24 protein-coding genes and 1 pseudogene are annotated in these 26,422 nt (G+C 67.0%); 13 read left to right on the top strand and 12 right to left on the bottom strand.

Annotated elements, in window-relative coordinates; genetic code table 11:
• Positions 1-4 precede the first annotated feature (4 nt).
• A complete protein-coding gene (gene xylA, locus WKF39_RS02340) occupies positions 5-1,171 on the bottom strand; it encodes a xylose isomerase (protein ID WP_340385487.1) in 1,167 nt (388 codons plus the stop codon).
• Positions 1,172-1,205: 34 nt separating this feature from the next.
• Positions 1,206-2,576, bottom strand: coding sequence for a xylulokinase (xylB, locus tag WKF39_RS02345; RefSeq protein ID WP_340385489.1), 1,371 nt, complete (start codon positions 2,574-2,576; stop codon positions 1,206-1,208).
• A 99-nt stretch (positions 2,577-2,675) separates the two neighbouring features.
• Here xylB and WKF39_RS02350 point away from each other — a divergent pair, with 99 nt between their 5' ends.
• From WKF39_RS02350 to WKF39_RS02370, 5 genes are all read left to right on the top strand, one after another.
• Positions 2,676-3,299 carry a hypothetical protein gene (locus WKF39_RS02350; protein ID WP_340385490.1) on the top strand — a complete coding sequence of 208 codons (624 nt, stop codon included), beginning with the start codon at positions 2,676-2,678 and terminating at the stop codon, positions 3,297-3,299.
• Positions 3,300-3,384: 85 nt separating this feature from the next.
• Complete coding sequence (locus WKF39_RS02355) at positions 3,385-5,049, top strand: alkaline phosphatase D family protein (RefSeq protein ID WP_340385492.1); 1,665 nt, start codon at positions 3,385-3,387, stop codon at positions 5,047-5,049.
• 41 nt (positions 5,050-5,090) lie between these two features.
• The gene (locus WKF39_RS02360) at positions 5,091-5,609 is read left to right on the top strand and encodes a flavin reductase family protein (protein ID WP_340385494.1); all 519 of its coding nucleotides are present in this window, start codon (positions 5,091-5,093) and stop codon (positions 5,607-5,609) included.
• A gap of 90 nt (positions 5,610-5,699) precedes the next feature.
• Entirely contained in the window at positions 5,700-7,580 is a 1,881-nt protein-coding gene (dxs, locus tag WKF39_RS02365; RefSeq protein ID WP_340385496.1) for a 1-deoxy-D-xylulose-5-phosphate synthase, read from the top strand.
• 10 nt (positions 7,581-7,590) lie between these two features.
• Positions 7,591-8,493: a PAC2 family protein gene (locus WKF39_RS02370; RefSeq protein WP_340385612.1), complete on the top strand. Its 903-nt coding sequence runs from the start codon at positions 7,591-7,593 to the stop codon at positions 8,491-8,493.
• Between the two features lie 12 nt (positions 8,494-8,505).
• On the opposite strand, the gene WKF39_RS02375 is transcribed toward WKF39_RS02370, so the two are convergent.
• From WKF39_RS02375 to WKF39_RS02390, 4 genes are read right to left on the bottom strand one after another with little or no spacing between them, the layout of a single operon-like run.
• Positions 8,506-9,300, bottom strand: a complete 795-nt coding sequence (locus tag WKF39_RS02375) for an ABC transporter permease (protein ID WP_340385498.1) — start codon at positions 9,298-9,300, stop codon at positions 8,506-8,508.
• A gap of 2 nt (positions 9,301-9,302) precedes the next feature.
• On the bottom strand, positions 9,303-10,244 hold the full coding sequence (locus WKF39_RS02380; RefSeq protein WP_340385500.1) for an ATP-binding cassette domain-containing protein: 942 nt from the start codon (positions 10,242-10,244) through the stop codon (positions 9,303-9,305).
• Positions 10,245-10,270: 26 nt separating this feature from the next.
• The gene (locus tag WKF39_RS02385) at positions 10,271-11,134 is read right to left on the bottom strand and encodes a DUF4097 family beta strand repeat-containing protein (protein WP_340385502.1); all 864 of its coding nucleotides are present in this window, start codon (positions 11,132-11,134) and stop codon (positions 10,271-10,273) included.
• The gene (locus tag WKF39_RS02390) at positions 11,131-11,640 is read right to left on the bottom strand and encodes a hypothetical protein (RefSeq protein ID WP_340385504.1); all 510 of its coding nucleotides are present in this window, start codon (positions 11,638-11,640) and stop codon (positions 11,131-11,133) included. The genes WKF39_RS02385 and WKF39_RS02390 overlap by 4 nt, the downstream gene beginning before the upstream one ends.
• A gap of 77 nt (positions 11,641-11,717) precedes the next feature.
• On the opposite strand from WKF39_RS02390, the gene WKF39_RS02395 reads away from it, so the two are divergent.
• A complete protein-coding gene (locus WKF39_RS02395; protein ID WP_340385506.1) occupies positions 11,718-12,590 on the top strand; it encodes an acyl-CoA thioesterase II in 873 nt (290 codons plus the stop codon).
• Positions 12,591-12,734: 144 nt separating this feature from the next.
• Here WKF39_RS02395 and WKF39_RS02400 read toward each other — a convergent pair whose 3' ends face one another.
• On the bottom strand, positions 12,735-13,616 hold the full coding sequence (locus WKF39_RS02400; RefSeq protein WP_340385508.1) for a MaoC/PaaZ C-terminal domain-containing protein: 882 nt from the start codon (positions 13,614-13,616) through the stop codon (positions 12,735-12,737).
• Position 13,617: 1 nt separating this feature from the next.
• On the bottom strand, positions 13,618-14,967 hold the full coding sequence (locus WKF39_RS02405; RefSeq protein ID WP_340385510.1) for a 3-oxoacyl-ACP reductase: 1,350 nt from the start codon (positions 14,965-14,967) through the stop codon (positions 13,618-13,620).
• A gap of 158 nt (positions 14,968-15,125) precedes the next feature.
• Between WKF39_RS02405 and WKF39_RS02410 the strand changes: the two genes are divergently transcribed.
• Entirely contained in the window at positions 15,126-16,517 is a 1,392-nt protein-coding gene (locus tag WKF39_RS02410) for an acetyl-CoA C-acetyltransferase (RefSeq protein WP_340385614.1), read from the top strand.
• Between the two features lie 102 nt (positions 16,518-16,619).
• On the opposite strand, the gene WKF39_RS02415 is transcribed toward WKF39_RS02410, so the two are convergent.
• The gene (locus WKF39_RS02415) at positions 16,620-17,273 is read right to left on the bottom strand and encodes a TetR/AcrR family transcriptional regulator (RefSeq protein WP_340385511.1); all 654 of its coding nucleotides are present in this window, start codon (positions 17,271-17,273) and stop codon (positions 16,620-16,622) included.
• A gap of 132 nt (positions 17,274-17,405) precedes the next feature.
• Between WKF39_RS02415 and uvrB the strand changes: the two genes are divergently transcribed.
• The 4 genes from uvrB (at position 17,406) to WKF39_RS02435 (ending at position 22,130) form a co-directional block, all read left to right on the top strand.
• Positions 17,406-19,490 (top strand): excinuclease ABC subunit UvrB, encoded by a 2,085-nt coding sequence (gene uvrB / locus WKF39_RS02420; protein ID WP_340385513.1) that lies wholly within the window; start codon positions 17,406-17,408, stop codon positions 19,488-19,490.
• Between the two features lie 29 nt (positions 19,491-19,519).
• On the top strand, positions 19,520-20,305 hold the full coding sequence (locus WKF39_RS02425) for a hypothetical protein (RefSeq protein ID WP_340385515.1): 786 nt from the start codon (positions 19,520-19,522) through the stop codon (positions 20,303-20,305).
• A gap of 108 nt (positions 20,306-20,413) precedes the next feature.
• Positions 20,414-20,899: a carbonic anhydrase gene (locus WKF39_RS02430; RefSeq protein WP_340385517.1), complete on the top strand. Its 486-nt coding sequence runs from the start codon at positions 20,414-20,416 to the stop codon at positions 20,897-20,899.
• 190 nt (positions 20,900-21,089) lie between these two features.
• Positions 21,090-22,130: a TerC family protein gene (locus tag WKF39_RS02435; RefSeq protein ID WP_340385519.1), complete on the top strand. Its 1,041-nt coding sequence runs from the start codon at positions 21,090-21,092 to the stop codon at positions 22,128-22,130.
• Between the two features lies 1 nt (position 22,131).
• On the opposite strand, the gene WKF39_RS02440 is transcribed toward WKF39_RS02435, so the two are convergent.
• The 3 genes and pseudogenes from WKF39_RS02440 to WKF39_RS02450 form a co-directional block, all read right to left on the bottom strand.
• Complete coding sequence (locus WKF39_RS02440; RefSeq protein WP_340385616.1) at positions 22,132-22,425, bottom strand: antibiotic biosynthesis monooxygenase family protein; 294 nt, start codon at positions 22,423-22,425, stop codon at positions 22,132-22,134.
• Positions 22,422-23,075: an amino acid permease gene (locus WKF39_RS02445; protein ID WP_340385521.1), complete on the bottom strand. Its 654-nt coding sequence runs from the start codon at positions 23,073-23,075 to the stop codon at positions 22,422-22,424. Before WKF39_RS02445 ends, WKF39_RS02440 begins: the two co-directional genes overlap by 4 nt.
• 100 nt (positions 23,076-23,175) lie before the next feature.
• A pseudogene (locus WKF39_RS02450) lies at positions 23,176-23,868 on the bottom strand (APC family permease); the annotation flags it as partial.
• A 95-nt stretch (positions 23,869-23,963) separates the two neighbouring features.
• On the opposite strand from WKF39_RS02450, the gene WKF39_RS02455 reads away from it, so the two are divergent.
• Both WKF39_RS02455 and WKF39_RS02460 read left to right on the top strand, forming a co-directional pair.
• Entirely contained in the window at positions 23,964-25,244 is a 1,281-nt protein-coding gene (locus WKF39_RS02455; RefSeq protein ID WP_340385522.1) for a cytochrome P450, read from the top strand.
• Positions 25,245-25,429: 185 nt separating this feature from the next.
• Positions 25,430-26,326, top strand: a complete 897-nt coding sequence (locus tag WKF39_RS02460; protein WP_340385524.1) for a tachylectin-related carbohydrate-binding protein — start codon at positions 25,430-25,432, stop codon at positions 26,324-26,326.
• The last annotated feature ends 96 nt before the right edge of the window (positions 26,327-26,422 follow it).

The raw sequence follows: 26,422 nt of genomic DNA on the forward strand, positions 1-26,422 counted from the left end.
GAAGTCACTCTCCGCGCACTCCATAGAGGTGTTCGAGGGCGAGCTGGTCCAGGTGTTCGAACCCGGCGCCCCGGGCCGCCAGCTCGTCGGGGTCGCCGAGCTGGGCCGCCTCCAGGTCGGCCCAACCCTCGCCGTCGGACAGGGTCGACTGCGCGAGCTCGGGCAGCTTGGCGGCCTCGAGCGCCTCCTGTACGTCCGGATCAGCGCGGAAGGCCAGCGCCTTGTCGCGCAGGATCAGGTAGTTCGTCATGCACGCCCGCGCCGCGGTCCACACGCCTTCGTCGTCCTCGGTGCGGGGCGTCTTGAAGTCGAAATGGACTGGTCCGTCATATCCGCCGCTCAGCAGCGTGTCCACGACCCAGAACGCGCCGCGGACGTTGCCGACGCCGAACCGGAAGTCCTGGTCGTAGCGTGGTCCGGTCTGGCCGTTCAGGTCGATGTGGAACAGCTTGCCCTGCCACATCGCCTGGGCGTAGCCGTGAGCGGCATTGAGCCCGGCCATTTCCTCGTGCCCGATCTCGGGATTGACCCCGACACCCTCGGACCGGTCGAGTGTCTCGATGAAGGCCAACGCGTGTCCGATCGTCGGCAGGAGGATGTCGCCGCGAGGTTCGTTGGGCTTGGGCTCGATCGCGAACCTGATGTCGTAGCCCTTGTCGTGGACGAACTCGCCGAGCAGGTTGAAGGCCTCGCGGTATCGGTCGAGCGCGGCGGCGACATCCTTGGCGGCGCCGGACTCTGCACCCTCACGCCCACCCCAGCACACATAGACCTTGGCGCCGAGCTCGGCGGCCAGGTCGATGTTGCGCATGACCTTGCGGATCGCGAAGCGGCGAACTTCACGGTCGTTGGACGTGAAACCGCCGTCCTTGAACATCGGATGGCCGAAGAGGTTGGTCGTGGCGGTGGTCACGGCAAGACCCGTGTCCGCGAGCCCCTTCTTCCAGCGGTCGACGATCTGGGTGCGGGTCGTGTCGTCGGACCCGAACGGGATCAGGTCGTCGTCATGGAAGTTCACGCCGTACGCCCCGAGGCCCGCGAGGCGCTCGAGGGCGTAGACGGGGTCCATCGGAGCACGGGTGGGCTCCCCGAATGGATCCCGGCCGGCGTAGGCAACGGTCCAGAGACCGAAGGAGAACTTGTCGGACGGGGTGGGGGTCGGGATGCTCATGCTTCTGCCTTCTGTCGTGGTGGTGTGGTGATGATCAGTGGTCGCGGAGGAGTGCGTAGGCCTCACGCACGTGAGGGGTCGGCTCCGCTTCGTATGTCCTGGCGTCGGCCAGGCCCCACGACGGGGGCGCTTTGCTGCCGGCCAGCGTCCAGGCGGCCTGGCGGGCCGCGCCGAGCGCAACGTATTCGCCAGGGGCGGGCACCGTGACGGGAGTCTCGAAGATGGCGGGGGCGATCGCGTGGACGGCCTCGTTGCTCGCGGCCCCGCCGACCATGAGGATCCGCCGCGGGATGAGGCCCGTCTGGCCGGACAGGTGGTCGACCGCGTCGGCGAGTGAGCACAGCAGCGCCTCGAACGCAGCACGGGCGATGTCCTCGCGGGACGTCGATGAGGTCAGACCTGCCCACGTGCCGGTGGAGTCGGGACGGTTGGGGGTCCGCTCGCCGTCGTAGTAGGGGAGGATCGTCAGCCCATTCGCACCCGGTGGCGCGGTGAGGGCGAGCCGGCCCAGCTCCTCATGGTCGACGCCGAGCAGCCTGGCCTGCAGGTCCAGGATCCGAGCGGCGTTCATGGTGGTCGCCATCGGGAGGAAGTGGCCGGTCGCGTCGGCGAATCCCGTGACAGATCCCGTGCCGTCGCAGATGCGCGCCTCGGTGATCGCGGAGGCGACCCCGGACGTACCGATCGAGACGACGACGTCGCCCGGCTCGAGGTCGAGCGCGAGGGCCGCGGCCATGTTGTCGCCCGTGCCCGCGCCGACGACGAGGCCGGATGCCGTCGTGGCGGCGACCTCACCGGACGCGACGATCCGGGGGAGCGCGACGGCGTGGCCGAGGGCCGCCTCGGCGATCTCGGGGAGCCAGTCATCCTCGGCAGTGGAGAAGTAGCCGGTCCCGGATGCGTCGCCGCGATCCGTGAACGGATCACCGCCGGTGACGTGCCGCGAGACGTAGTCGTGGGGGAGGAGCACCCGATGCGTACGCCCGGCCGCTTCGGGCTCGTGGTCGCGCAGCCAGCGCAGCTTGGTCGATGTGAAGGACGCGACGAGCACGCTGCCGACGGCGTCGGCGCAGGCCTCGGGGCCGCCCATCTCGGCGATCAGGTCGAGTGCCGCGCCGCTGGAGCGGGTGTCATTCCACAAGATCGCGTCGTGCACCGGCAGGTCTGCGCTGTCCAGGGCGACCATGCCGTGTTGCTGGCCGCCGACCGCCAGGGCGGTCGCCCGGTCGAGCAGCCCGTCGGTGGCCTGGTCGAAGGCGTCGAGCCAGGCTCGTGGGTCGACCGAGGTCCCGTCCGGATGGCGCGCGGACCCACGAGCAACAACCTCTCCGCTCCCTGCATCGACGAGCAGGGCCTTGGTCGACTGAGTCGATGAGTCAATGCCCAGTACGAGGTCCGCTGCCATCCCTCAGGTTTAGTACGACTCTTGAATTAAGTCAAGTGCCGTGGTGTGCGAGATTCCGTTACGGTGGCCGGACATCGCACAACCATCGGGGGACTTGTCATGCGCCGTGCTGTTCTGGGCGGACTCGCCGCCACACTGGTGTTCGCCCTTCCGGCATGTGGCGGTGATGACGACGCCTCGGCGGGTGATCCGGCGCCCTCACCCTCGAAGAGCCCTACCAAGGGCGTCGATTCCGACGACGTCGCCGGCATCATCACGGGCACACCCACGGACGTCCGGTGGCGCGTGCCCGCGGCCCCGTCCTCGTGGAAGCGGTTGAAGACCGATCCCGGTGAAGCCCAGTGGCAGGTCGGCGGCCCTTGCGTGGTCAGCCTGTTCCAACCGGCGGGCCTCGGCACGGCCAAGGAACCGACCCAGGAACAGGTCCTCGACGAGTACGCCAAGCGGACCGGCCGGGCGCTCGGCACCACCTTGGACGTCAGCGGTCGTGACGTCTCGTCGTTCCCGTTGGTGACCAGCTCCGAGGACCTCTCTGCGACGACCAAGGTCTCGCACGCCAAGTTGACCGGTGGCGACGGTGTCGAGGGCGAGATCTACGCTTACCGCAGCGGTGATTTCGCGCTCGTGCTGAGCACATTCTGCGGCCAGGGCGCCTTTGCCGCGATCGATGCGTCCAATTTCCAGCCGTTCATCGACAAGCTCGCCATCGCCGCCGAGTACTGACGAGCCACTGGATCGTCGGACAGTTTGTCGCGGCTGGACCTGCTGAGGTCATCGGCCGTTCACCCAGCGCCGACATCACTGGACCATGCCCACAACGCGACGCGACTTCCTGACCTACGGCGCTGCGCTCGGCGCCGGCGCCATCACCCCGATCCTGGCGGCTGGCCCGGCAGACGCACGGGCGCATGCGCTGAAGCTGCCGCGCGACCCCTTCACGCTGGGCGTCGCGGCTGGTGATCCCACGCCGGACGGTTTCGTGCTCTGGACCCGACTTGCGGTCGATCCGCTGGCCGGCGATGGCCTCGGCGGCATGCCGGACCGGCGCATCCCGGTCAGCTGGCAGATCGCACGCGACGAGCGATTCCGGCAGATCGTGCGCCGAGGGGTTGTCGTGACGCATCGCGATCTCGGCCATGCGGTCCACGTCGAGGCCGACGGGCTCCAGCCCGGCCGCGAATACTTCTACCGGTTCGCTGCCGGTTCACACCTCTCGCGCGTGGGTCGCGCCGTCACGGCGCCCCGCCGCGACGCGATGCCGGCGTCGTTGGCGATGTCCTTCGTGTCATGTGCTCAGTACGAGCACGGCTTCTTCACGGCATACCGGCGGCTGGCCGAGGATCGGCCCGATCTCGTCCTGCATCTGGGGGACTACCAGTACGAGTACACCGCCAATGCCTATGTCGCTCCCGGTGGCAACGTCCGCCACCACGACGGGCCCGAGACAGTGACCCTGGAGAACTATCGTCAGCGACACGCTCAGTACAAGCTTGACGCCGATCTGCAGGACGCGCACGCCGCCACCGCGTGGGCCGTGGTGTTCGACGACCATGAGGTCGACAACAACTGGGCCGCGGACATCCCGGAGCGGCCGGCAGAGACGCCGGGCTTCCTCGAGCGGCGCCGGGCCGCGTTCCGTGCGTACTACGAGAACATGCCGCTGCGCCGCGGCTCGGTGCCGCGCGGAACCAACATGCAGCTCTATCGGCGTCTGCACTGGGGCCAGCTGGCGACCTTCCACCTGCTGGACACCCGACAGTTTCGCGACGACCAGGGCTGCGGCGATGGTTATCGTGCGGACTGCCCGGCGGCCGTCGACCCCGCTCGATCCATCACCGGCGGGGCGCAGGAGGAGTGGTTGATCGACGGATTCAACCAGTCCCGCGCTCGTTGGGACGTCATCGGTCAACAGGTGTTCTTCGCTCAACGTGACAGCAACTCCGGGCCGGTCAAGACCGTGTCGATGGATGCGTGGGACGGCTACGCGGCCTCCCGCGATCGAATCACGCAGGGCTGGGTCGACGCGGGCGTACGCAATCCGGTTGTCTTGACCGGCGACGTGCACGCGCACTGGGCCAGCGAGCTCAAGCTCGACTATGACGATCCGACGACCACGTCGGTCGGCACGGAGCTGGTGTGCTCCTCGATCACGTCAGGTGGCAACGGCACCGACTCGGCGTCGACCGCGCACCCATGGCTGGGCTGGAATCCGCACCTGAAGTTCCAGAACAACCTGCGGGGCTACGTCAACACGACGATCACGCCTGATGACCTCAGCGCCGACTTCCGCTGCCTCGACGAGGTCAAGACTGCGGGGGCGCCGGCCTTCACGCGGGCCACCTTCGTGATCGAGGACCGGGTGCCCACGCTGAACCAGACCTACGATCGTCCGCCTGCAGTCAAGGACCTGCGCCGTCGATCCGATCAGGACATCAGCCGTGAGACGGTCGAGCAGGAGACCAGCCGGCCGTGATGCGCTCCGGCGCCTGCCTCCCTATTCACTAGTCTGGCGGGATGACGATCCACTCGGACCACCCGTTCGTGCCGGCCGAGGGCGACCGCGACCAGCTCCGCCGGATGCGCGGCCGGATGGCCGCCCCGGTCACGGTGTGGGCGGCCGGCTCCGGCGCGGGTCGTCGCGGCCTGACTGTCTCGTCGGTGCTGCTCGCCGAGGGTGACCCTGGGCGGGTCCTGGGGCTGGTGGACGTGGACTCCGAGTTCTGGGAGTCGGCTCCGACGACCTGGACGATCAATCTGCTCGGGCCCGAGCACCGATTCCTTGCCGATGCGTTCGCCGGCAACGCCCCAGCCCCCGGCGGGTTGTTCACCCTCGGCGACTGGAGCGAGAGCGAGTGGGGACCCGTGCTGGCCGGGACCGCAGGGTGGATCGGCGTGCGCCTGGTCGAGGCAGAACCACGCTCAGTCGGCTGGGGCCTGCTGGTCGAGGGCGTCGTGGAGTCGGTCACCGTGGGCGCGGAGACCGCCCTGGTCCACCTGCGGGGGCGCTACCTCGACCCGACGCGCGAGGACTAGCCTGACCGGCCGGCTCGGCGCGGACGGCCGACCTCGATAGACTGACCCTCAGCCCTTGAACAGGGGAACCGACGACGCGAGGAGACACCGATGAGCGTTCTCGCGAACCTGACCGGCCCCTCCGATCTGCGCGACCTGAGCGAGGACGAGCTGACCCGCCTGGCCGCCGAGATCCGAGAGCTGCTGATCACGTCGGTCGCCTCCAACGGCGGGCACCTGGGTCCCAACCTCGGCGTCGTCGAGCTCGGCATGGCGATCCACCGGGTTTTTGAGTCTCCCGCCGACCGCGTCGTCTGGGACACGGGCCACCAGGCCTATGTCCACAAGATGCTGACCGGCCGCGCCGGCCAGTTCGAGACGCTCCGCACCGAGGGTGGCCTGTCGGGCTACCCCAGCCGCGCGGAGTCCGAGCACGACTGGGTCGAGAACTCGCACGCCTCGACCAGTCTCTCCTATGCCGACGGCATGGCCAAGGCCAATCACATCCTGGGCAAGCAGGACCACGTGGTCGCGGTCATCGGCGACGGGGCCCTGACCGGCGGCATGGCTTGGGAGGCGCTCAACAACATCGCCGCCGACAACGATCGTCGCCTCGTCGTGATCGTCAACGACAACGGTCGTTCCTACACCCCGACAGTCGGCGGGCTGGCCAACCGGCTCACCGAGATCCGGACCAACCCCAAGTACGAGCCCGCGCTCGGTGTGATCAAGGAACGTCTCACCCGCACTCGGGTGGTGGGTCCGGCAGCATACGAAGCCCTGCACGCGATCAAGAAGGGCGTCAAGGACGCGTTGGCGCCCCAGGGGATGTTCGAGGACCTCGGACTGAAATACATCGGTCCCGTCGACGGGCATGACCGGCCCACCCTCGAGCGCGCCCTGGCCCAGGCCAAGAAGTTCGGGGGGCCGGTTCTCGTCCACGTCCTGACGACCAAGGGTCAGGGCTACGACATTGCGGTCGCCAACGAGAACGACCAGATGCATCAGGCCACTCCCTTCGATCGGGAGACCGGCGAGGCCGTCAACGTGGCCCCTGCGGGCTGGACCTCGGTGTTCCGCGACGAGATCGTGCGCATTGCCGATGAGCGTCCCGATGTCGTGGCGATCACCGCCGCGATGCTCTACCCGGTGGGTCTGGACGCCTTCGCCGACAAGTTCCCGGACCGTGTGTTCGACGTCGGGATCGCCGAGCAGCACGCCGTCACGAGTGCTGCCGGGCTGGCGATGGGTGGCCTTCACCCGGTCGTCGCGGTCTATGCGACGTTCATCAACCGCGCCTTCGACCAGGTGCTCCTCGACGTCGCGCTGCACCAGTGCGGCGTCACCTTCGTGCTCGACCGTGCGGGTGTCACCGGAGATGACGGTGCCAGCCACAACGGCATGTGGGACATGTCCCTCCTCCAGATCGTCCCCGGCCTGCGGCTTGCCGCGCCTCGCGACGGCTCGCAGCTGCGTGAGCTGCTGCGCGAGGCGATCGACGTCGACGATGCTCCCACCGTCATCCGCTTCGCCAAGGGGGGCGTCTGCGAGGACCTGCCGGCGATCGAACGGATCGGAGCATGTGACGTGCTCTCCCGCGACGCGGCCCCCGACGTCCTGGTGGTGGCAGTGGGCTCGTTCGGCCATCTCGGTGCCGACGTCGCTGACCTCGTCCGCGCCGCGGGCCACGGGGTCACGGTCGTGGATCCCCGCTGGGTCAAGCCGGTCGACCCCGAGCTCGTCGCGCTCGCCTCCGGCTTCAGGCTGGTCGTGACGCTGGAGGACAACGGTCGCCACGGCGGTGTCGGCGCAGCATTCACCCAGGCCGTGCGCGACGCCGGGTGTGAGGTCCCGATCCGGGTCCACGGCGTCGAGCAGGAGTTCCTCGACCACGCCAAGCGTGACGTCATCCTCCAGCGCCTCGGGTTGACCCCGCAGGCGGTGGCAGAGGACACCCTCGAGGCGTTGTCGCGGAATAGCGCAGAAGGGTGAGTGGTTGACCATGGCGATGAAATGGCTACCTCGACGCACCCCTGACCAGCCCCCTCGCGAGGGCAAGGGCCCGGTGCTGATCCACGCCCTCGACGGCTTCCTCGGGGCCGGATCGGCGGCCAGGCTGGCGTCCGAGCAGCTGCGCACGGGCCACGGTGACGTCATCCACGAGTTCGACCTCGACGAGATGTTCGACTATCGCGCACGTCGGCCGATGATCGGCTTCCGTGAGGATCACTACGCAGACTACGACGACCCCAAGCTGCAGATCGTGCTCGAGCACGACCACAACCTCATGCCCTACCTCCTGATGGCCGGACCCGAACCGGACTTCCGGTGGGAGCAGTTCATCGGTGAGGTGCATGCCGTCATCGAGCAGCACGATGTGCCGTTGACAGTGGGTCTCGGCGCCGTTCCGATGGGCGTACCCCACACGCGGCCGCCGATGATCACCGCACACGGCACCCGCCCCGACCTGGTGGACCGTCAGAATCTCTGGTCCGCGCAGGTCACGGTTCCGTCGTCCGCCCAGGCGCTGCTGGAGTACCGGCTCGGGCAGTGGGGCCATGACGCCGCCGGCTACGTCGTGCACGTGCCGCACTATCTCGCACAGATCGACTATCCGCCCGCCTCGCTCGCACTGATCGACGCGCTGGTGGACCGCACCGGCCTCAGCATCGACGCCGACTCGCTCCGCGCACGTCAGGGTGAGACCATCGCCGAGATCGAGCAGCAGATCGAGGAGCAGGGGGGCGCGAGCCTGCTCGGTGGCCTCGAGGAGCAGTACGACGCGTTCACCCGCGGTGCCGCGGAGTCTCTGCTCGCCAGCGACGCGGACCTGCCGAGCGGCGACGAGCTCGCCGACCAGTTCGAGCAGTTCCTCGCCCGCCAGCGCAAGAACGACCAAGGCTGACGCTGCTTGGCCTCAGACCCGCTCGGCTCCTCGCTCGTATGAGCGCATGGCCCAGACATAGCCGAGCAGCGTGATCACGATCGACCACGCCACCGCGTGCGCGAAGCTGTTGCCGACCTCCGCATTGGTGAGCAGTCCGCGGATCGTCTCGATGAACGGTGTGAACGGCTGGTACTCCGCGAACAGGCGGAGACCGGCGGGCATCGTGTCGGTCGGCACGAACCCGCTGCCAAAGAACGGCAGGAGCATCAGCGGCATCGGAGTGTTGCTCGCGGTCTCCACGCTGTCGGCAACCATGCCGAGCGCGACTGCCAGCCACGTGATCGCAAAGGTGATCATTGCGAGCACACCGATGGCGGCGAACCACTCCAGGGGACCGGCCGATGGCCGAAAGCCGATCAGAATCGCTACGGCCATGACCACCGTCAGGGTCAGCAATGACTGGATCATGCTGCCGATGACGTGTCCGCCCAGCACAGCCCCACGGGAGATCGACATGGTGCGGAAGCGGTCGACGATGCCTTCGGTCATGTCCATCGCGACCGAGATGGCTGTGCCCTGCACGACTCCGGCGATGGCGATCATCAAGATCCCGGGCACGAGGTACTCCACGTACGCGCTGCGGCCCTCGCCGGTCACACCGAGGGTCGTCCCCATCGTCCCGCCGAACACGTAGACGAACATCAGCAGGAACACCAAGGGGATCCCGATGATCATCAGGGTCAGCGAGGGATAGCGCTGCATGTGCCTCAGGTTGCGGCGAAGCATCGTTCGCGAGTCGTGTGCGGCAATCGTGAGGTTGCTCATGGTCAGCTGGCCTTTCGGGTGGTGGTGAGGGCGAAGAACACGTCGTCCAGGTCGGGAGTGTGGATCGTGAGATCCGCGACGTCGACCGAGTCGTCCAGGCGGTGCAGCAGCTCCCGCAACGAAGTCAGTCCTCCGTCTCCTGGCACGTGGAGCGTCAAGGCATCGTGGTCGGGGACGGCTTCGGGGAGTGCCCGCGCCGCGGACTCGAGGCCTGCGGCGTCCGCAAACGTCAGCAGGACGTGACCGCCGGGGATGAGTCGCTTGAGCTCGGACGGGATGCCCTCGGCGACAATCGCGCCACGGTCGAGCACCGCGATCCGGTCGGCGAGCTGATCGGCCTCTTCGAGGTATTGCGTGGTCAGGAAGATCGTGACGCCGTCGGCCGCCAGCTCGCGGATGATCTTCCACATGGTCTGCCGGCTTCTGGGGTCCAGCCCCGTGGTCGGCTCGTCCAGGAAGATGATGCGCGGATCTCCCATCAAGGTCATGGCCAGATCCAGGCGACGCTTCATGCCACCGGAGTATGTTCCCGGGGTCTTGCCGGCAGCCTCGACGAGGTCGAACTGCTCCAGCAGCGCCGCAGCGCGCTGGCGGCCGACAGCCCGCGGAAGGTGGTTCAGGTCCGCCATCAGGAGCAGGTTCTCCTGGCCCGTCAGGAGGCTGTCGATCGCCGAGAACTGACCCGTCACGCCGATCTGGCGGCGTACGGCCACAGGATCACCGGCCACGTCGTGGCCGCCGACGGTGGCCGTGCCGCCGTCGGCGTCGATCAACGTAGACCGGATCCGGACGATCGTTGTCTTGCCGGCCCCGTTGGGGCCGAGCAGTCCGAAGATCGTCCCGGCAGGGATGCTCAGGTCGGTGCCGTCGAGCACGACCTGATCGCCGTACGACTTGCGCAGGCCGGTCGCGGTGATCGCCGCGCTGGCTGGGGGGTTGCTCATGGTTCCTCGTTTCAGGATGGTGTTGTTCAGGCGGGGGAGCGGTGGATCGAGATGTCGCCGTAGGACGTTCGGGCGCGCACCTCAACGGTCCGGTCGGACTCAGCAGGGGACTCCGCGGTCTCGAGCGAGCTGCGCACCGTCCCGACCTTGGAGCTGACGTCCAGCCACGCCGCGGTGCCGCTGCGGATGCCGATCTCGACATCGCCGTATGCGGTCTCGAGTGCGGCCGAGCCACGCTCGACCTCGGCGACGCGCACGTTGCCGTACGCGGTCTTGGCACTGACGGAGTCGCGCGCACGCGTCACAGTGATGCCGCCGTTGGCCGATTTGACCTGCAGCGCTCCGACGACGTCGCCGATGCGGGTGTCGCCGTTGGAGTTCTTGATCACTGCGTCACCCTCGATCCGGGTGATCCGCAGCGCTCCCGATCCGGTGGTCAGGTCGGCGTCCCCTGCGATGGTGTCGACCAGGATGTCGCCGTAGCTCGTGTTGACCTGCAGGGCGCCAACGCGGTCGAGCCGGACATTGCCCAGCGCGGTCTTGACCCGGCAGCTGCCGAGCGGTCCCTCGACATCGAGTCGTCCCATCGCGAGGTCGGCCGCGAGGTCGGATCCGGCTGGCAGGGCGATTGCGATGTCCACGGCGCCGCCGTTGCCCCAGAGGCTGTACGCGCGCCAGCTGCGGAGCACAGTGATCCGCAGGAGCCCACCCGTGAGCTCGACCGTGACCTGCTCGGCCGCGCGTACGTCGGCGGCACGCTGGCCGTCGCGAGGATGGACCTCAACGATGGTCGTGGTGCGACTGTCGGCCGTGAGCCGGACATCTCCGACGCAGGCCAGGTCGATCGTCACCGAGACGGGGCCCGGGGTCTGGAACTCGGTGATGGTCATCGCACCCATCCGCTGAGTCGCTGGCTCGTGTTGCCTGTCGTGGCGCTCCTGCGCTCCCGATCCGGATCAGCGGCAGACGCCGCAACACGTACGAGCCAGCTGTTGACCGAGAGACCATCGCGGCCGGCGGCCTTCTCGACCTGCAGCTTGAGCTGCTCGGAGAGCCGGAGCGTCAGCCGGGAGCTGTTGCCCTCGTCGGAGTCCACCGGTGGCGGCGCGGAGGCCTGGGTGCTCGCGGGTTGCTCGCCGAAGGACTGCTCGGTCGGGGGAGACGTCACGACCAGCTGGGGGTCTCGGCCCCGCAGTCGTACGTCAACAGAACCCGGTGCCAGCTCTGTGGTGATCTCAGCGGCAGCCGCGGACAGCACATCCAGGAGCACGAGTCGGGCGGCCGACTCCAGTGGTGCGACGAGGCGCTCCGCGATCTTTCGGGCTTCCTCGCCGCCGGCAGCGGCCGCAACGTCGAGGTGCCGACGAAGATCATCGATGTAGGGGTTCAGGTCCATGACGTCACGATGACATCATAATGGTGTCGTGCACAAGTCGAAGTGGTGTCACATGTGGTCCCCGCTAGGATCAGGGGGTGCCTGCATCTCTTGACGACGTCATCGGCCTTCTGGATCTCGAGCAGCTCGAGGTGGGGCTCTACCGGGGCTCCCAGCCCGAGGGATCCTCGCTCAAGCGGGTGTTCGGCGGGCAGGTCGCGGCGCAGGCCCTGATGGCCGCCCAGCTGACCGTGCCCGAGGATCGCCATGTCCACTCGTTGCACCTCTACTTCATCCTCGGTGGCGACCCGAGCATCCCGATCGTCTATGACGTCGAGAACGTGCGCGATGGTCGATCCTTCACGACCCGCCGCGTGGCTGCGCGGCAGCACGGCGAGATCATCTTCTACATGACGGCGTCGTTCCAGGTTGTCGAGGACGGTTGGGACCACCAGGACGTCATGCCGCCGGTCCCGCCTCCGGGCGAGGCAACCTCGCTGACCGACATCGTCGCGATGCGCGGACCGGAGGCTGCCGATCACTGGAAGCGCGAATGGTCGTCGTTCGACATGCGCTATGTCGGTGACAACCGTGCGGCGGACGATCCGCAGCGGGCACTGGTCCCGGCCGTCCAGCGACTCTGGTTCCGCGCGGACGGCGCATTGCCCCCGTCACGCATCGTCCACAATGCCGCCTTCACCTACATCAGCGATCTGAGCCTGCTCGGGGCGAGCCTCGTGCCGCACGGGCAGTTCATCGGCTCGCCGGAGGTGCTGCCGGCGTCCCTCGACCACACGATCTGGTTCCACCGCCCGATCCGGGCCGATCAGTGGCTCCTGTACGACCAGTCCTCGCCGTCGGCCTCCGGCGCGCGCGGGTTGTCGGTCGCCCGGGTGTTCACCGAGGACGGCACCCTCGTGGCAACCGTTGCCCAGGAAGGGTTGATCCGCCGCGTGACCCCGCACGACTGACGCTCCCCGCCCACGCAGAGGCGGTGAGTTGGCGACGTATCAGCCCCTTTGATAGGTCGCAAGGTCACCGCTGCCGTCGGCGATAGGTCGCAAGGTCACCGCTGCCGTCGGCGATGGGGTCCAACGACGAATTGTAACTCTGAGTTACGCGTGGGCCACGATCTGCCCGACGAGGTGCGTGATGGGCTTCTTGGCTCCCTTGACCCCGAAGACGAGGTCCTTGCCGTCGGCCCGGGATCCGAACACGACGGTGCCGGGAAGCAGGATCGGCTTGCGGAACTCGACATCGACGGTGAAGGCCTCGGGCAGCTTGTTCTGGACCGCCGACAGGCTGCGCGCGAGAGTCCACATGCCGTGGGCGATGTTGCTGGGGAACCCGAAGGCCTTGGCGGTCAGTGGGTAGAGATGGATCGGGTTGCGATCGCCCGACACCGAGCCGTATCGACGACCGAGGTCGCCGCCGAGCTTCCAGTGCACGACCCCGTCAGGCGCCTCGACGCCCGCGAGGGGAGCAGGTGAGGTCTCCGCCGAGCCACCCTTGTGACGGGAGAACAGCGTCATGACCTCCTCCCACACGAGCTCGCCACGGACTGAGACCTCCGTGATGACGTCGACCAAGGAGCCCTTGGGGAACGGGCGGAGATCGGCGGCGTGCACCGACACGTCGAGGGTCTCGGCGACTCCGATCCGGCGATGCTGACGGATCGTGTTGCGCAGGTGGACGAGCCCCATCGGCGCGAACGGGAACGCCGTGTCGGTCATGAGCGACATGTGCAGCCCGAACGCGGCCATGTGGGGGTACGGCGTCGGCAGGTGGTCGCCGCGCGGGAACCCGCAGACCTCGTTGTACGTCTCCAGGTGCTTTGGGTCGGTCTCGACGCCCTTGCGTTCCAGCACGATGTCGGGGACCGTGCCCTTGGCATGCTTGACGCCGGGCAACCCGCCGATCACGGGGATCGCCGGCAGCACTGCCTTGAGCATCAGCGGGGCGGTGGACGGCGCCCTGTCGAACGTACGGGTGACCATGTCAGGCTCCGATCAGTGCCTGGCCGCACACCCGCACGACATTGCCGGAGATCGCCGACGAGCCGGGGTTGGCATACCAGGCGATCGCCTCGGCGACATCGATCGGCAATCCGCCCTGCGACAGCGAGCTGAGTCGCCGGCCGGCCTCGCGGATCCCGAGCGGCATGGTCTGGACCATGTCGGTCTCGATGAATCCGGGTGCGATCGCGTTGACCGTGATGCCGTCCTTGGCGACCCGCTTGGACAGGTCCTCGACGAAGCCGATCACGCCGGCCTTGGCCGTGCCGTAGCTCGTCTGGCCGTTGTTGCCTGCGATGCCGGCGATCGACGAGATGCCGATGACCCGTCCGCCGGGACGGATCAGCCCCTGCTCGAGCAGCTCGGCAGTGATGCGCTGGGGAGCGCCCACGCTGATGTCGATCACGAGGTTCCAATTCTCCGTCGCCATGTTCCTGAGCCGCTTGTCGCGGGTGATGCCGGCGTTGTGGACCACGATGTCGACACCACCATGTGCCGCCTTGGCGGCCGCGGCGATGACCTTGGGAGCGTCGGGGGAGGTGATGTCCTCGGCGATCGCAGTGCCGCCGAGCTCGGCCATGACTGCCTCCAGCTCCGACGACAGCTGCGGGACGTCGAGGCCGATGATCTGGGCACCGTCACGGTGGAGCGTGCGAGCCATGGCCTCACCGAGACCGCGCGAGGCACCGGTGATGAGCGCGACCTTGCCCGCCAGTGGCTTCGCCGGGTCGGCGACGGGGTCGGACGTGACGAGCTCGGTGAGACCAAGGCGGATGACCTGGCCGTCGACGAAGGCCGACTTGGGGGAGAGGAGGAACTCGAGGGTCGATCCCAGTGCATTCTCCGCACCGGTGCCCACATAGACGAGGTTGGCCGTGCTGCCGTTGCCGCCGACCTCCTTGCCTGCAGAGCGTACAAATCCCTCAAGCGCCCGCTGCGCGATGGCCGCGGTCTCCGACGTGGCCTGCCCGGGGAGGGTGCCGATCACGATGAGCCGACCCGAAGACGCGAGGCTGCGGAGGGCCGGGGTGAAGAACTGCTGCATGTCGGCGAGGCCGGCCGTGTCGGTGATGCCGGTCGCATCGAAGACCAGCGCCTTGTACGTCTTGCCGTCCGCGCGCACCCCGACAGCCGTGATGCCGCTGGACTTGAGCGTGCTGGTGAGCTTCTTGCCGAGGGTTCCACCCGCCGCGGCGCCGATCAGGACGGTTCCGCGGACGAGCGGGGACCCTTCTGTCCAGCGCTCGAGCACCGGCGGGTTGGGCAGACCCAGGTTCTTGACGAGGAACTTGCCGATCGGGTTGTGAGCGAGCGACTGATAGCGGTCGGCCATGATTCGGGTGTGTCCTATCTCTCGGATACCATTGGTATCTGGAATGCTCCTGAAACTGTAACCTCATGGATCGGTGCCAGTCCACCACGGTGGATGCGGCGCACGTCACGTTCCTGATCACCGTTTCAACTCTGTTCACGAAGACCGAGGAGACCGCCATGGCCGACACGACACCTGCCAAGAAGACGCCCGCCAAGAAGGCCCCGGCAAAGAAGGCCCCGACCAAGAAGGTCGCAGAGGCCGTGTCCGACGCGGTTTCGGCCGCTGGTGGTGCCCAGACCGTACGCCGGGTGGCCGTCATCGGTGGCAACCGCATCCCGTTCGCGCGCTCCAACACGGTCTACACCGACGCCTCCAACCAGGACATGCTGACCGCTGCGGTCAACGGGCTGGTCGACCGGTTCGGGCTCGAGGGCGAGCGGGTCGGCGAGTTCGCCGCGGGTGCCGTGCTCAAGCACAGCCGTGACTTCAACCTGGCACGTGAGACCGTGCTCGGCTCCAAGCTCTCGCCGGACACCCCTGCATACGATGTGCAGCAGGCCTGCGACACCGGCATCCAGGCGGCCGTGCTGGTCGCCAACAAGATCGCGCTCGGCAAGATCGAGTCCGGCATCGCCGGTGGTGCCGACACGACGTCGGACGCCCCGCTGGCCGTTGGTGACAAGCTCCGCAAGATCCTGCTCGAGGCCAACCGGGCCAAGGACAACAAGGGGCGTCTGGCGGCGATCGCCAAGATCCGTCCGGGCCACCTCGCGCCTGACCAGCCGCGCAACTCCGAGCCGCGGACGGGTCTGTCGATGGGTGACAGCCAGGCCATCACGACCAAGGAGTGGGCCATCACGCGCGAAGCTCAGGACGAGCTCGCCGTGACCTCGCACCACAACCTCGCGAAGTCCTACGACGAGGGCTGGCAGGACGACCTGATGACGCCGTTCCTCGGGGTCACCAAGGACAACAACCTGCGTCCGGACTCCAAGCTGGAGAAGCTGGCGACGCTCAAGCCGGTGTTCGGCCGGGGCGAGGGCGCCACGATGACCGCCGCCAACTCCACCCCGTTGTCCGATGGCGCCTCCTCGGTCCTGCTGGCCTCGGAGGAGGAGGCCAAGAAGCACGGTTGGACCCCGTTGGCCTACTTCGTCGACTACGAGACCGCGGCCGTCGACTACGTGTCCGGTGCCGAGGGCCTGCTGATGGCGCCCGCATACGCCGTGCCGCGCATGCTCGAGCGCCAGGGTCTGACGCTGCAGGACTTCGACTTCTACGAGATCCACGAGGCGTTCGCGAGCCAGGTGCTGACGACCCTCGCCGCGTGGGAGGACCCGACCTTCTGCAAGGAGCGCCTCGGCCTGGACGCGCCGCTCGGCTCGATCGATCGCAGCCGTCTCAACGTCAAGGGCTCGTCGCTGGCAACCGCCCACCCGTTCGCGGCCACCGGTGGCCGCATCGTCGCCAACCTCGCCAAGCTGTTGCACGAGAAGGGATCGGGCCGTGGCCTGATCTCGATCTGCGCCGCCGGCGGCCAGGGAGTCGTCGCCATCCTCGAGGCATAACCGCGCCACGGCAGGACCGATCTTTCTGCGTTTGCGTCGGCAGGGCCGCGCAAACGCAGAAAGTTCGGTGCAGCAAAGCGGTGCAGCAAAGATCGGTGCAGCTCAGGCAGTGCCGCGAGCCATCGCCACAGCAGCGACCTGCACCAGCGCCTTGACCTCATCGAAGGGCACCGCATCCACAGCGGGAAGGCCTGGATTCTGCTCGCGTACGGAGAGCTGGAGCGTCGCGAGGTTCATGACACCGAGCGCCTGGGTGTAGAACACATTGGCCAGCAGGTCGGGATCGCGGACGTTGAACTCTCCTGAGGCCACTCCGGCCTCGAGGACCGCCACGACGTGGGACAGGCACGACGCCATCGAGCGGCCGAGGTCGAACATGACGCGCTCGTTGACCTCTTCCATCAGCTCGTCACCCCGCCGCCGCAGCAGTGCCTGGGCGCAGTCGACGAACGCCGGCAGCCCGGCACCGAACTCGAGGAAGACCTCGGCGAGGGTCATGAGGCGGTCGACCGGCGGACGCGCCATGTCGTCGGCCGACGCCAACGTCTTGTCGAGCTCGTCGAGATAGCCCACGAGCGTCTCGGCGAACAGCTCTTCCTTGCCGGAGAAGTGTCGATAGATGATGGCGCGGTTGATACCGACGGCCCGGGCGATGTCCTCGATCTGGGCGTCTCGAACACCCCGTTCGTCGAACAGCGCACGGGTCGCCTCGAGGATCTCCCGCTTGCGCTCTGCTCGGCGTTCCGTGACGGCCATGGAAGACACTTTAGATCCCTTTGTCGGTGGCGGGTCGTAGGCTCGACGTATGAGAGCGAGCGTCAGCGGGCACGACAGGGCAGCCATCACGCCGACGGCATTTCATCGCGGGGTTCTCGCGGTGGTGATGGCATGAGGTCGGTGACCGAGCTCCAGCGTCAAGTGGCGCCCATCGAGGTCGTCTCGGATTATCAGCCGGCCGGTGACCAGCCGGCAGCGATCGACGAGCTCGAACGGCGGATCAAGGCCGGCGCGGTCGACAATGTCCTGCTCGGCGCGACCGGCACCGGCAAGACCGCGACCACGGCATGGCTGGCCGAGCGGCTGCAACGGCCGATGCTCGTCATGATGCCCAACAAGCTGTTGGCAGCCCAGTTCGCCAACGAGCTTCGCGAGCTGCTGCCACACAACGCAGTGGAGTACTTCGTCTCCTACTACGACTACTACCAACCCGAGGCCTACATCGCGCAGAGCGACACCTACATCGAAAAGGACTCCTCGATCAATGAGGAGGTCGAGCGGCTCCGGCACTCGGCAACCTGGTCGCTGTTGACCCGCCGCGATGTCGTGGTGGTCGCGACGGTGTCGTGCATCTATGGTCTCGGCTCCGCGCAGGAATACCTCGAGCGGATGATCGGCTTCAAGGTCGGTGAGGAGCTGCCCCGCGATCAGCTGCTCCGCACCCTCGTCCAGGCGCAATACGTCCGCAACGACATCGCCTCGACCCGTGGAACGTTCCGGGTCAAGGGCGACACTGTCGAGATCTTCCCGGTCTACCAGGAGCACGCCGTGCGGGTGGAGTTCTTCGGCGATGAGGTCGAGCGGCTCATGACGCTGCACCCGTTGACCGGTGAGGTCCTCAGCGACGATCAGGAGCTCTTCGTCGGCGCCGCGACGCACTACGCCGCGGGCGCCGAGACCATGAACCGCGCGATGCGCACGATCGAGGTCGAGCTCGAGGAGCGACTGAGCGAGCTGGAGCGGGAGGGCAAGCTGCTCGAGGCCCAACGGCTGCGCATGCGCACGACCTACGATCTCGAGATGATGCAGCAGGTCGGCACGTGCGCCGGCATCGAGAACTACTCGCGCCACATGGACGGCCGCGGCCCCGGCACGCCGGGCCATTGCCTGCTCGACTACTTCCCCGATGACTTCGTGCTGGTCGTCGATGAGTCGCACGTGACGATCCCTCAGATCGGCGCGATGTACGAAGGCGACATGTCCCGCAAGCGCTCCCTCGTCGAGCACGGCTTCCGGCTGCCGAGCGCGATGGACAACCGACCGCTCAAGTGGGCCGAGTTCCTGGACCGGATCGGCCAGACCGTCTACCTCTCGGCGACGCCAGGCACCTACGAGATGGAAAAGGTCCAGGGCGACGTCGTCGAGCAGATCATCCGCCCGACCGGCCTGATCGACCCAGAGGTCATCGTCAAGCCGACCAAGGGTCAGATCGACGACCTGATCTCCCAGATCCGCACCCGCACCGATCGTGAGGAGCGGGTCCTGGTCACGACGCTGACCAAGAAGATGTCCGAGGACCTCACGGACTACCTCCTCGAGGCGGGCATCCGCACGCGCTACCTGCACAGCGAGGTCGACACGCTGCGCCGCGTCGAGCTGCTCCGCGAGCTCCGCATGGGCGAGTACGACGTACTGGTCGGCATCAACCTGCTGCGCGAGGGACTCGACCTCCCGGAGGTGAGTCTCGTCGCGATCCTCGACGCCGACAAGGAGGGCTTCCTGCGTTCGGCGCGGTCGCTCATCCAGACCATCGGCCGTGCCGCCCGCAACGTGTCAGGGCAGGTCATCATGTATGCCGACCGCGTCACCGACTCGATGGGTTTTGCGATCGAGGAGACCAACCGGCGTCGTGAGAAGCAGGTGGCCTACAACACCGCCAACGGCATCGACCCCACCCCGCTGCGCAAGAAGATCGGCGACATCACCGACATGCTCGCGCGTGAGGACGCCGACACCGCGACCCTGCTCGCCGCGACAGGCGACAAGCGGCGCAAGGGCGCACCCGTCCCGCTGGGCCAGCACACTGCCGACCTGGCCAACCTGCCGTCGGGTGAGCTGGCCGACCTGATCGAGCAGCTCAGCGAGCAGATGCGGGCCGCCGCGGCAGAGCTGCAGTTCGAGGTGGCAGCTCGCCTGCGCGACGAGATCGGTGACCTCAAGAAGGAGCTCCGCAGCATGCTCCAGGCAGGTGTCTGACTCGGCGACGGATGGTCGAGACTGGGCCAGTGCCTGTTGTCCTGGAGAGCGATCGCGTCCGAGCCGTCATCGACCCGGCGCGCGGCGCCCGGCTCACGAGCCTGCTCCTCGACGGGCACGAGGTCCTTGCCCGGGCCAGTGACCCCGCGATCGACCCGGCCATCGGCGACGGTTGCTTCCCGATGGTCCCGTGGGCCGGCCGCATCCGCGACGGCGTCCTGCATCTGGGGGGCCACGACTACCAGCTCCCGACGGTCGACGACGGCAACGCCCTGCACGGCCTCGGTCACGTCACCGGCTGGCAATCGATCGGAGCTGGCAGCTTCGAGCTGGCGATCAGTTCACCCTGGCCGACCCCGGGCGTGGCGACACTGACCTACACCTTGCTTGCAGCAGGACTTCGGATCGAGCTCTCGTGGGACGACGACACCGACACACCGTGCTCGGTCGGCCTGCACCCGTGGTTCAGGCGGCGACTCGACCGCGGCGAGGAGGTCGAGCTCTCGCTCGACATCGAACGCATGGTCGAGCGCGGCAACGACGGCCTCCCGACTGGCAGGCTGGTCGATCCATCAACGGGGCCGTGGGACGACTGCTTCCGGCTGGGCTCGGCGCCGGTCCTGACCTGGCCCGGCGTCCTGCAGCTGACCCTGACCTCCTCAACACCGTGGTGGGTCATCTATGACCAGCCCGCCGACACGGTCTGTGTCGAGCCGCAGACCGCACCACCCGACGCATTCACGCACCCCGAGCTCCAGCCGGACGGATCTTGGCCCCGCGGCATCTGGCTCGAGCTCAACGGGCGCCTCCTCTAGCACGTGCCACCGATCCTGCCCGGTGGTGTCACGGTCTGATACGCGCCCCGACTCACCGGTTCACGGGGGATCGTGGGATCTCCAGGACCACCAGTCGAGGAGACCCCCATGACCGTGACCGACGAGTTCGTCGAAGCCAACAAGTCCTACCAGCAAGGCTTCCAAGGCCCGCTGCCCCTGCCGCCGGCCCGGCAGGTCGCGGTGGTGGCCTGCATGGATGCCCGCCTCGATCCCGCCAAGATCCTCGGCATCGAGGAGGGCGACTCCCATGTGATCCGCAACGCCGGGGGAGTCGTGACCGAGGACGCGCTGCGCTCCTTGGCGATCAGCCAGCGGTTGCTCGGGACGAAGGAGATCGTGCTCCTGCACCACACCGACTGCGGCATGGTCACGTTCCAGGACGATGAGTTCCGCCAAGGCATCGAGGCCGAGACCGGCATCCGGCCGACCTGGTCCTCCGAGGCGTTCCCCGAGCCGGTTGCCGACGTCAAGCAGGGCATCAAGCGCATCGAGGCCAACCCGTTCATCCCCCTCAAGGACCACATCCGTGGCTTTGTCTTCGACGTCGCGACCGGTGCGATCAACGAGGTCTGACCGATACCGGTCCGGCAGGGTGCGTCCCGATTCGTCGCGCCGTGCCCTGCCTGCAAGAATGGACTGCGGAGGGGAGTATTCCCCGATCGCAATGTCGTCATCACGGTGATTCCCAGCAATCGCCCGGTGTTGCGGGCCGCATCGCGCGGCGGAAGAGACCTCCGGCGCCAGACGACCGGAGACCTAAACAGTGAAACTGCCCCTCGCCGAGAACACCACCGAGACGATCGGCATGTCGGTCTCGCAGACCGAGTGGACAGTGACGATCATCGTCACGCTCGCGGTCCTGCTGTTCGACATCATCGTCGTGGCGCGAAAGCCGCATGAGCCGACGCTCAAGGAGTGCGCGGCCTATCTCGCGGGCTACGTCGGGCTCGCAATCGCCTTCGGCATCTGGGTCATGGTCCACCATGACGTCACCCCGGGCCCCGGCGAGAAGGGCGGCGACTTCGGGCTGCAGTTCTTTGCCGGTTGGCTCACCGAGTACAGCCTGTCGATCGACAACCTGTTCATCTTCTTGATCATCATGGCAAGCTTCAAGGTGCCGAGGAAGCTGCAGCAGGAGGCCCTGCTCGTTGGCATCATCATCGCCCTGGTGTTCCGTGGCATCTTCATCGCGCTCGGCGCAGTCGCGATCAACAACTTCTCGTGGATCTTCTACATCTTCGGTGCGTTCCTGCTCTACACCGCGTGGACACTGGCCAAGGACACCGAGCACGACGACGACGGCGAGAACGGCGTCGTACGCTTCGCTCGCCGGTTCTTCAACACCAAGGAGGAGTGGCACGGCCTCAAGCTGTTCATCAAGGAGAACGGCAAGACGTTCATCACACCGATGTTCCTGGTCATCTTGTCCCTCGGCACGACGGACCTGCTGTTCGCGCTCGACTCGATCCCGGCGATCTATGGACTCACCCAGGAGCCCTACCTCGTCTTCACGGCCAACGTCTTCGCACTGATGGGGTTGCGCCAGCTCTACTTCCTGCTCGGCGATCTGCTCAAGAAGCTCATCTACCTGTCGCAGGGTCTGGCGATCCTGCTCGCGTTCATCGGCGTCAAGCTCGTCATGCACGCCCTCCACGAGAACGAGCTCCCGTTCATCAATGGCGGCGAGAACGTCAACGTGCCAGAGATTCCGACGCTGCTGAGCCTGGGTGTGATCGTCGCCATCTTGTCGATCACGGCAGTCGTCAGCCTGACGGTGTCCAAGCGCCGCGAGTCCGCCGGCTGAGTCAGGCCGGACCCTCAGACGAGATCTCGAAGCGCCGGACCGACGCGTCGAGCATGGCGACCTGCTGGTCGTCGCCGGGGCCCGCGCCCCGGAACGCCAGCAGGTCGACCTCGTTGTCCCACCGCTCGTAGACGTTGATCCGACCGTCCTCGACCAGATCGGCACTGATGGCGAAGTCGAGGCACCCCTGCGCAGCTCGGGCCTGCTCGACGACCGAGCGACACCCGTCCAAGTATGCCGCTCGGTCCGCCGGCGCCACCTCGATCCAACCGGCGACGATCATGGGGTCGGTCACCCCAGACGATCGACGTCTTCGAAGTCGCTGTCGCCCTGTCCGGTCGCCTTGTTGATCGCGAAGGTCACGGCCCAGAGCCCGACGCCGATCAGCATGAGGATGCCGGCGATCTTGTAGACGATCGCATCGCGATCGACCCACGGTCCGACGAGAAACAGGCACAGGAACGCGCCGACGTAGGGCAACGGCCCGGGTGAGGTGAAGAACGTCTTGACGTGGTCGTGGCGCTTTCCGCGCAGCACCATGCAGGCGATGTTGACGACCGCGAACACGCACAGCAGCAGCAGCGAGGTGACGCTCGCGAGGTTGACCACGACGTTGCTCTCCGGGTCCTGGCTGACGAAGTAGATCAGGCCGAGCGCCATCACCGTGGTGAACAAGATGGCGGCCCAGGGCGTCCGCCGCGAGGGCAGGATCGAGCCCAGCTGGCGCGGAAGGACGTCTTGACGTGCCATGCCATAGATGAGCCGGCTCGCCATCAGCATGTTGATCAAAGCGGTGTTGGCCACGGCGAACACCGCGAGGAACGGGAAGATCTTGTCGATCGGGAAGTCCGGTGCGCCGACCGAGACGACCGAGAGCAACGCCCGACCCTCTTCCTCGTTGATCTTGGCGATCTGGTCCGAGGTGAGCACGCTGACGACCGACACGGCCACCAGCATGTAGAGCACCACCGCGATACCCAGGCCCTGTCAGCATCGTGCGGGGGAAGATCTTCTGGGGTTCCTCGACCTCTTCGACCATGTTGACCGCGTCCTCGAAGCCGACCATTGCGAAGAAGGCGATCGAGGTCGCGGCGGTCACCGCAAGGAACAGGCCCTTGTCGTTCGCGTCCTCGAAGACCGTGATCCGGCTGAGGTCGCCGTCACCGTTGGCGATGGCGAAGAAGCCGACACCGATCACGATCGCCAGGGCCGCCACCTCGACCAAGGTGAGGACGACGTTGAACTTCACGCTCTCACCGACGCCCCGCAGGTTGATGGCCGCGAGCAAAAGCATGAAGCCCATGGCGATCGCGGTGATGGTGCCCGCGCCGACGCCAGCGTCGATCCAGCCGTTGACCGCCATGCCGTCGGTCAGGAAGCCGGCCAGGGTCGCCGAGGCGGTCGAGGCGCTCGTGATGCCGGAGCACACGACGGCGAACGCGACGATGAAGGTGATGAAGTGGATGCCGAACGCCTTGTGCGTGTAGAGCGCAGCCCCGGCGGCCTGGGGATATTTCGTCACCAGCTCGAGGTAGGACAGTGCCGTGATCGTCGCGACCACGAACGCCAGCAGGAATGGCAGCCACACGATGCCGCCGACGCCTCCGGCCATCTGTCCGGTGACGGCATACACCCCGGCGCCGAGGATGTCGCCCACGATGAACAGCAGGAGTAGCCGGGGCCCCATCACCCGCCTGAGCTCGGTGGGCTGATTCGATTCGGTGGTCTCGCTGCTCATGATTCCCCTTCGAGTACGCGCTAAATCAGGCGGAGTTTGGTCTCACCCTTCACCGACTGGCTCGTGATCGCAAGGTGGCGGTGTAGTTTCATCCCGTGGTCGATGTCAAGAACAGGTTTGCCGGTTGGGTTGGCAGGCTGGTCATGCGCCGGATCCAGAAGAAGGGAATCGACCTCTCCCGCATCTCGTTCATCCCGGAGACCACGAAGGTCCCGCTGCAGCGCAACGGCATGGATCCGGTCCCGAGGCTCGCGGAGATTCGCGCCTCGGACCCGATGCACAAGCTCGATCTGCCGTTCAACTTCCGGGCCTACCTCGTGACCGGCTATGAAGAGTCCCGCCGCATCCTGACGGACCGCGACTCGTACTCCAACGACATTCGGCACATGTTCCACGGCGACGGCCCGGCCACGTCCGACGACATCGGTGGCCTCGGGTTCACCGACCCGCCCCTGCACACCCGACTTCGCAAGATCGTCACGCCGGAGTTCACGATGCGGCGCCTCGCCCGGCTCGAGCCGATGATCGCAGACATCGTCGATCGCCAGCTCGAGAGCTTGGCGGCCGAGGGAACCGGTGCGGACATGGCCAAGCACCTTGCGTTCCCGGTGCCCTTCCAGACGATCTGCGCACTGCTCGGGTTGGACTATGAGGACCGCGACGCCTTCGAGAAGCTTGGGAGCGCACGCTTCGATGCGACCAACGGGGGCGCAGCGGCATTCGGTGCTGTCTCGGAGCAGCGGAAGTTCCTCTTCGAGGCGGTCGCCCGGCAGCGCAAGGAGCCCGGCCCCGGACTCATCGGCCAGATCCTCCGCGACGAGGGCGACCTGATCTCCGACATCGATCTGGCGGGCCTCGCCGACGGCGTCTTCACGGGCGGTTTCGAGACGACCGCAGGCATGATCGCGCTCGGCACGATCGTGCTGCTGAGGGACCCGGACTACGCCGCCCTGATCCGCCGGGGCGAGCCCCAGGACGTCGACCGCATCGTCGAGGAGCTCCTGCGCTATCTCTCGGTCGTGCAAGTTGCGTTCCCGCGGTTCGCTAAGCAGGACATGATGCTGTTCGGTCAGCAGATCAGGGCGGGCGACGTCGTGCTCGCCTCGCTGAGCGGCGCCAATCGCGACTCATCGTCGGCGGGGGTGCAGCCTGACGAGTTCGATCCGTTGCGCACGCCGTCGAGCGGGCACCTGGCGTTCGGGCACGGCATCCACCGCTGCATCGGTGCCGAGCTGGCCCGTATGGAGCTGCGAATCGCGCTGCCCAAGCTGTTCCAGCGGTTCCCCGATCTCGCCCTCGCGAAGCCGCAGGAGGAGCTGAGCTTTCGCCAGCTGTCGTTCGTCTACGGAGTCGACGAGCTGCCGGTCAGCTTCTGACGTGGCGGGGTGAGAACGACATCTGGCCAGGGTCGAGAACTTCTTTCGAGACATCCTGACGATTTGGGTGAAAGTGACCTGCCGCATCGGTATGCTCTGACCTGGAGATCGGCTTGGCACGCTGCCTGAGCCGACCCGCCGTCGGGGGACGTCATTGGGGCGCCCTCTCATGCTGAAGGGCTCCCATGAAGAAGCTTTGCGCTGCCGCTGTCCTGTGCCTGTCGGTCGTGACGACCTCGCTGACCGCCGCCGCTCCCGCCAACGCGGCTGTCCCGCCGCTCGGGTCGTGCTCGGGACACGTGGCCGGAGTCAACTCCGCCGGAGTCCCTGCTTCCTACTACCTCGACCGGGGAGTCGGGCGGGTCGAGACCTACGGTCCAGGGACACTCGGCTTCGTGCCCCGCGACACCGCGGGCGCGCCGTGGTTCGGGTTCGGGGGCGGCCCCGGGACGCTGAATCTGTACTGGTTCGCCCTCAGCGGAAACACCCTCTACGAGATCTCCCAAGCATCCAAGACCGATGCGAACGCTCACATCTACTCGACCTCGTACACCAAGCGAGTGATCGGCACGAGCTGGTCCGGCATCCGGCAGATCTCGTTCAGCCAAGACCGCGCCTACCTGTATGCGCTGACGACTGCCGGTGGCATCAACCGCTACCGGGTTTCCGGAGCATATGGAGCTCGTACCGTCGCCACGGACCAGATCATCGCCACGTCCGGTTGGGGGAGCTTGAAAACCTTCACCACGGCCGGCTCGAAGACCTTGAACGGCGTGACGGTCGACGCCTTCACGGCCGTGATCGGCTCGACCGGTGAGCTGGTGCAGTACGCCTTCCCGCGAGCCAACCCCAAGTCCTGGTCCCGCAAGCAGCTCAAGAGCTCCGGCTGGGGCGGGATGGCAACCATCAACACCGATTTCAGTTGTGCTGACGGCTTCACCGACGGCGGGATGATCGGCGTGACCACGCAGGGCTCGGTGTACGCCTATTACGACGCCAACCAGAACAACTTCTCTGGCACCGACATCTCTAGCCTCGGCCGAATCGCCACCAGCCTGCCCTTCACACCCTTCAACGAGTGATCGAGAGTCTGGACCTGGCCACCTTCACACGTAGCCTGTGGGACATGGGCCAGCTGTCGTTCGTCTACGGAGTCGACGAGCTGCCGGTCAGCTTCT

The organism is Aeromicrobium sp. (genome assembly GCF_037719875.1).
In the GTDB taxonomy this organism is placed as follows: Bacteria; Actinomycetota; Actinomycetes; order Propionibacteriales; family Nocardioidaceae; genus Aeromicrobium.

What these genes read in the sequence shown, in the direction of transcription:
- xylA (WP_340385487.1), bottom strand. Translation starts at nt 1,171, where the DNA reads ATGAGCATCCCGACCCCCACCCCGTCCGACAAGTTCTCCTTCGGTCTC.
- xylB (WP_340385489.1), bottom strand. Translation starts at nt 2,576, where the DNA reads ATGGCAGCGGACCTCGTACTGGGCATTGACTCATCGACTCAGTCGACC.
- WKF39_RS02350 (WP_340385490.1), top strand. Translation starts at nt 2,676, where the DNA reads ATGCGCCGTGCTGTTCTGGGCGGACTCGCCGCCACACTGGTGTTCGCC.
- WKF39_RS02355 (WP_340385492.1), top strand. Translation starts at nt 3,385, where the DNA reads ATGCCCACAACGCGACGCGACTTCCTGACCTACGGCGCTGCGCTCGGC.
- WKF39_RS02360 (WP_340385494.1), top strand. Translation starts at nt 5,091, where the DNA reads ATGACGATCCACTCGGACCACCCGTTCGTGCCGGCCGAGGGCGACCGC.
- dxs (WP_340385496.1), top strand. Translation starts at nt 5,700, where the DNA reads ATGAGCGTTCTCGCGAACCTGACCGGCCCCTCCGATCTGCGCGACCTG.
- WKF39_RS02370 (WP_340385612.1), top strand. Translation starts at nt 7,591, where the DNA reads ATGGCGATGAAATGGCTACCTCGACGCACCCCTGACCAGCCCCCTCGC.
- WKF39_RS02375 (WP_340385498.1), bottom strand. Translation starts at nt 9,300, where the DNA reads ATGAGCAACCTCACGATTGCCGCACACGACTCGCGAACGATGCTTCGC.
- WKF39_RS02380 (WP_340385500.1), bottom strand. Translation starts at nt 10,244, where the DNA reads ATGAGCAACCCCCCAGCCAGCGCGGCGATCACCGCGACCGGCCTGCGC.
- WKF39_RS02385 (WP_340385502.1), bottom strand. Translation starts at nt 11,134, where the DNA reads ATGACCATCACCGAGTTCCAGACCCCGGGCCCCGTCTCGGTGACGATC.
- WKF39_RS02390 (WP_340385504.1), bottom strand. Translation starts at nt 11,640, where the DNA reads ATGGACCTGAACCCCTACATCGATGATCTTCGTCGGCACCTCGACGTT.
- WKF39_RS02400 (WP_340385508.1), bottom strand. Translation starts at nt 13,616, where the DNA reads ATGGTCACCCGTACGTTCGACAGGGCGCCGTCCACCGCCCCGCTGATG.
- WKF39_RS02405 (WP_340385510.1), bottom strand. Translation starts at nt 14,967, where the DNA reads ATGGCCGACCGCTATCAGTCGCTCGCTCACAACCCGATCGGCAAGTTC.
- WKF39_RS02410 (WP_340385614.1), top strand. Translation starts at nt 15,126, where the DNA reads ATGGCCGACACGACACCTGCCAAGAAGACGCCCGCCAAGAAGGCCCCG.
- WKF39_RS02415 (WP_340385511.1), bottom strand. Translation starts at nt 17,273, where the DNA reads ATGGCCGTCACGGAACGCCGAGCAGAGCGCAAGCGGGAGATCCTCGAG.
- uvrB (WP_340385513.1), top strand. Translation starts at nt 17,406, where the DNA reads ATGAGGTCGGTGACCGAGCTCCAGCGTCAAGTGGCGCCCATCGAGGTC.
- WKF39_RS02430 (WP_340385517.1), top strand. Translation starts at nt 20,414, where the DNA reads ATGACCGTGACCGACGAGTTCGTCGAAGCCAACAAGTCCTACCAGCAA.
- WKF39_RS02460 (WP_340385524.1), top strand. Translation starts at nt 25,430, where the DNA reads ATGAAGAAGCTTTGCGCTGCCGCTGTCCTGTGCCTGTCGGTCGTGACG.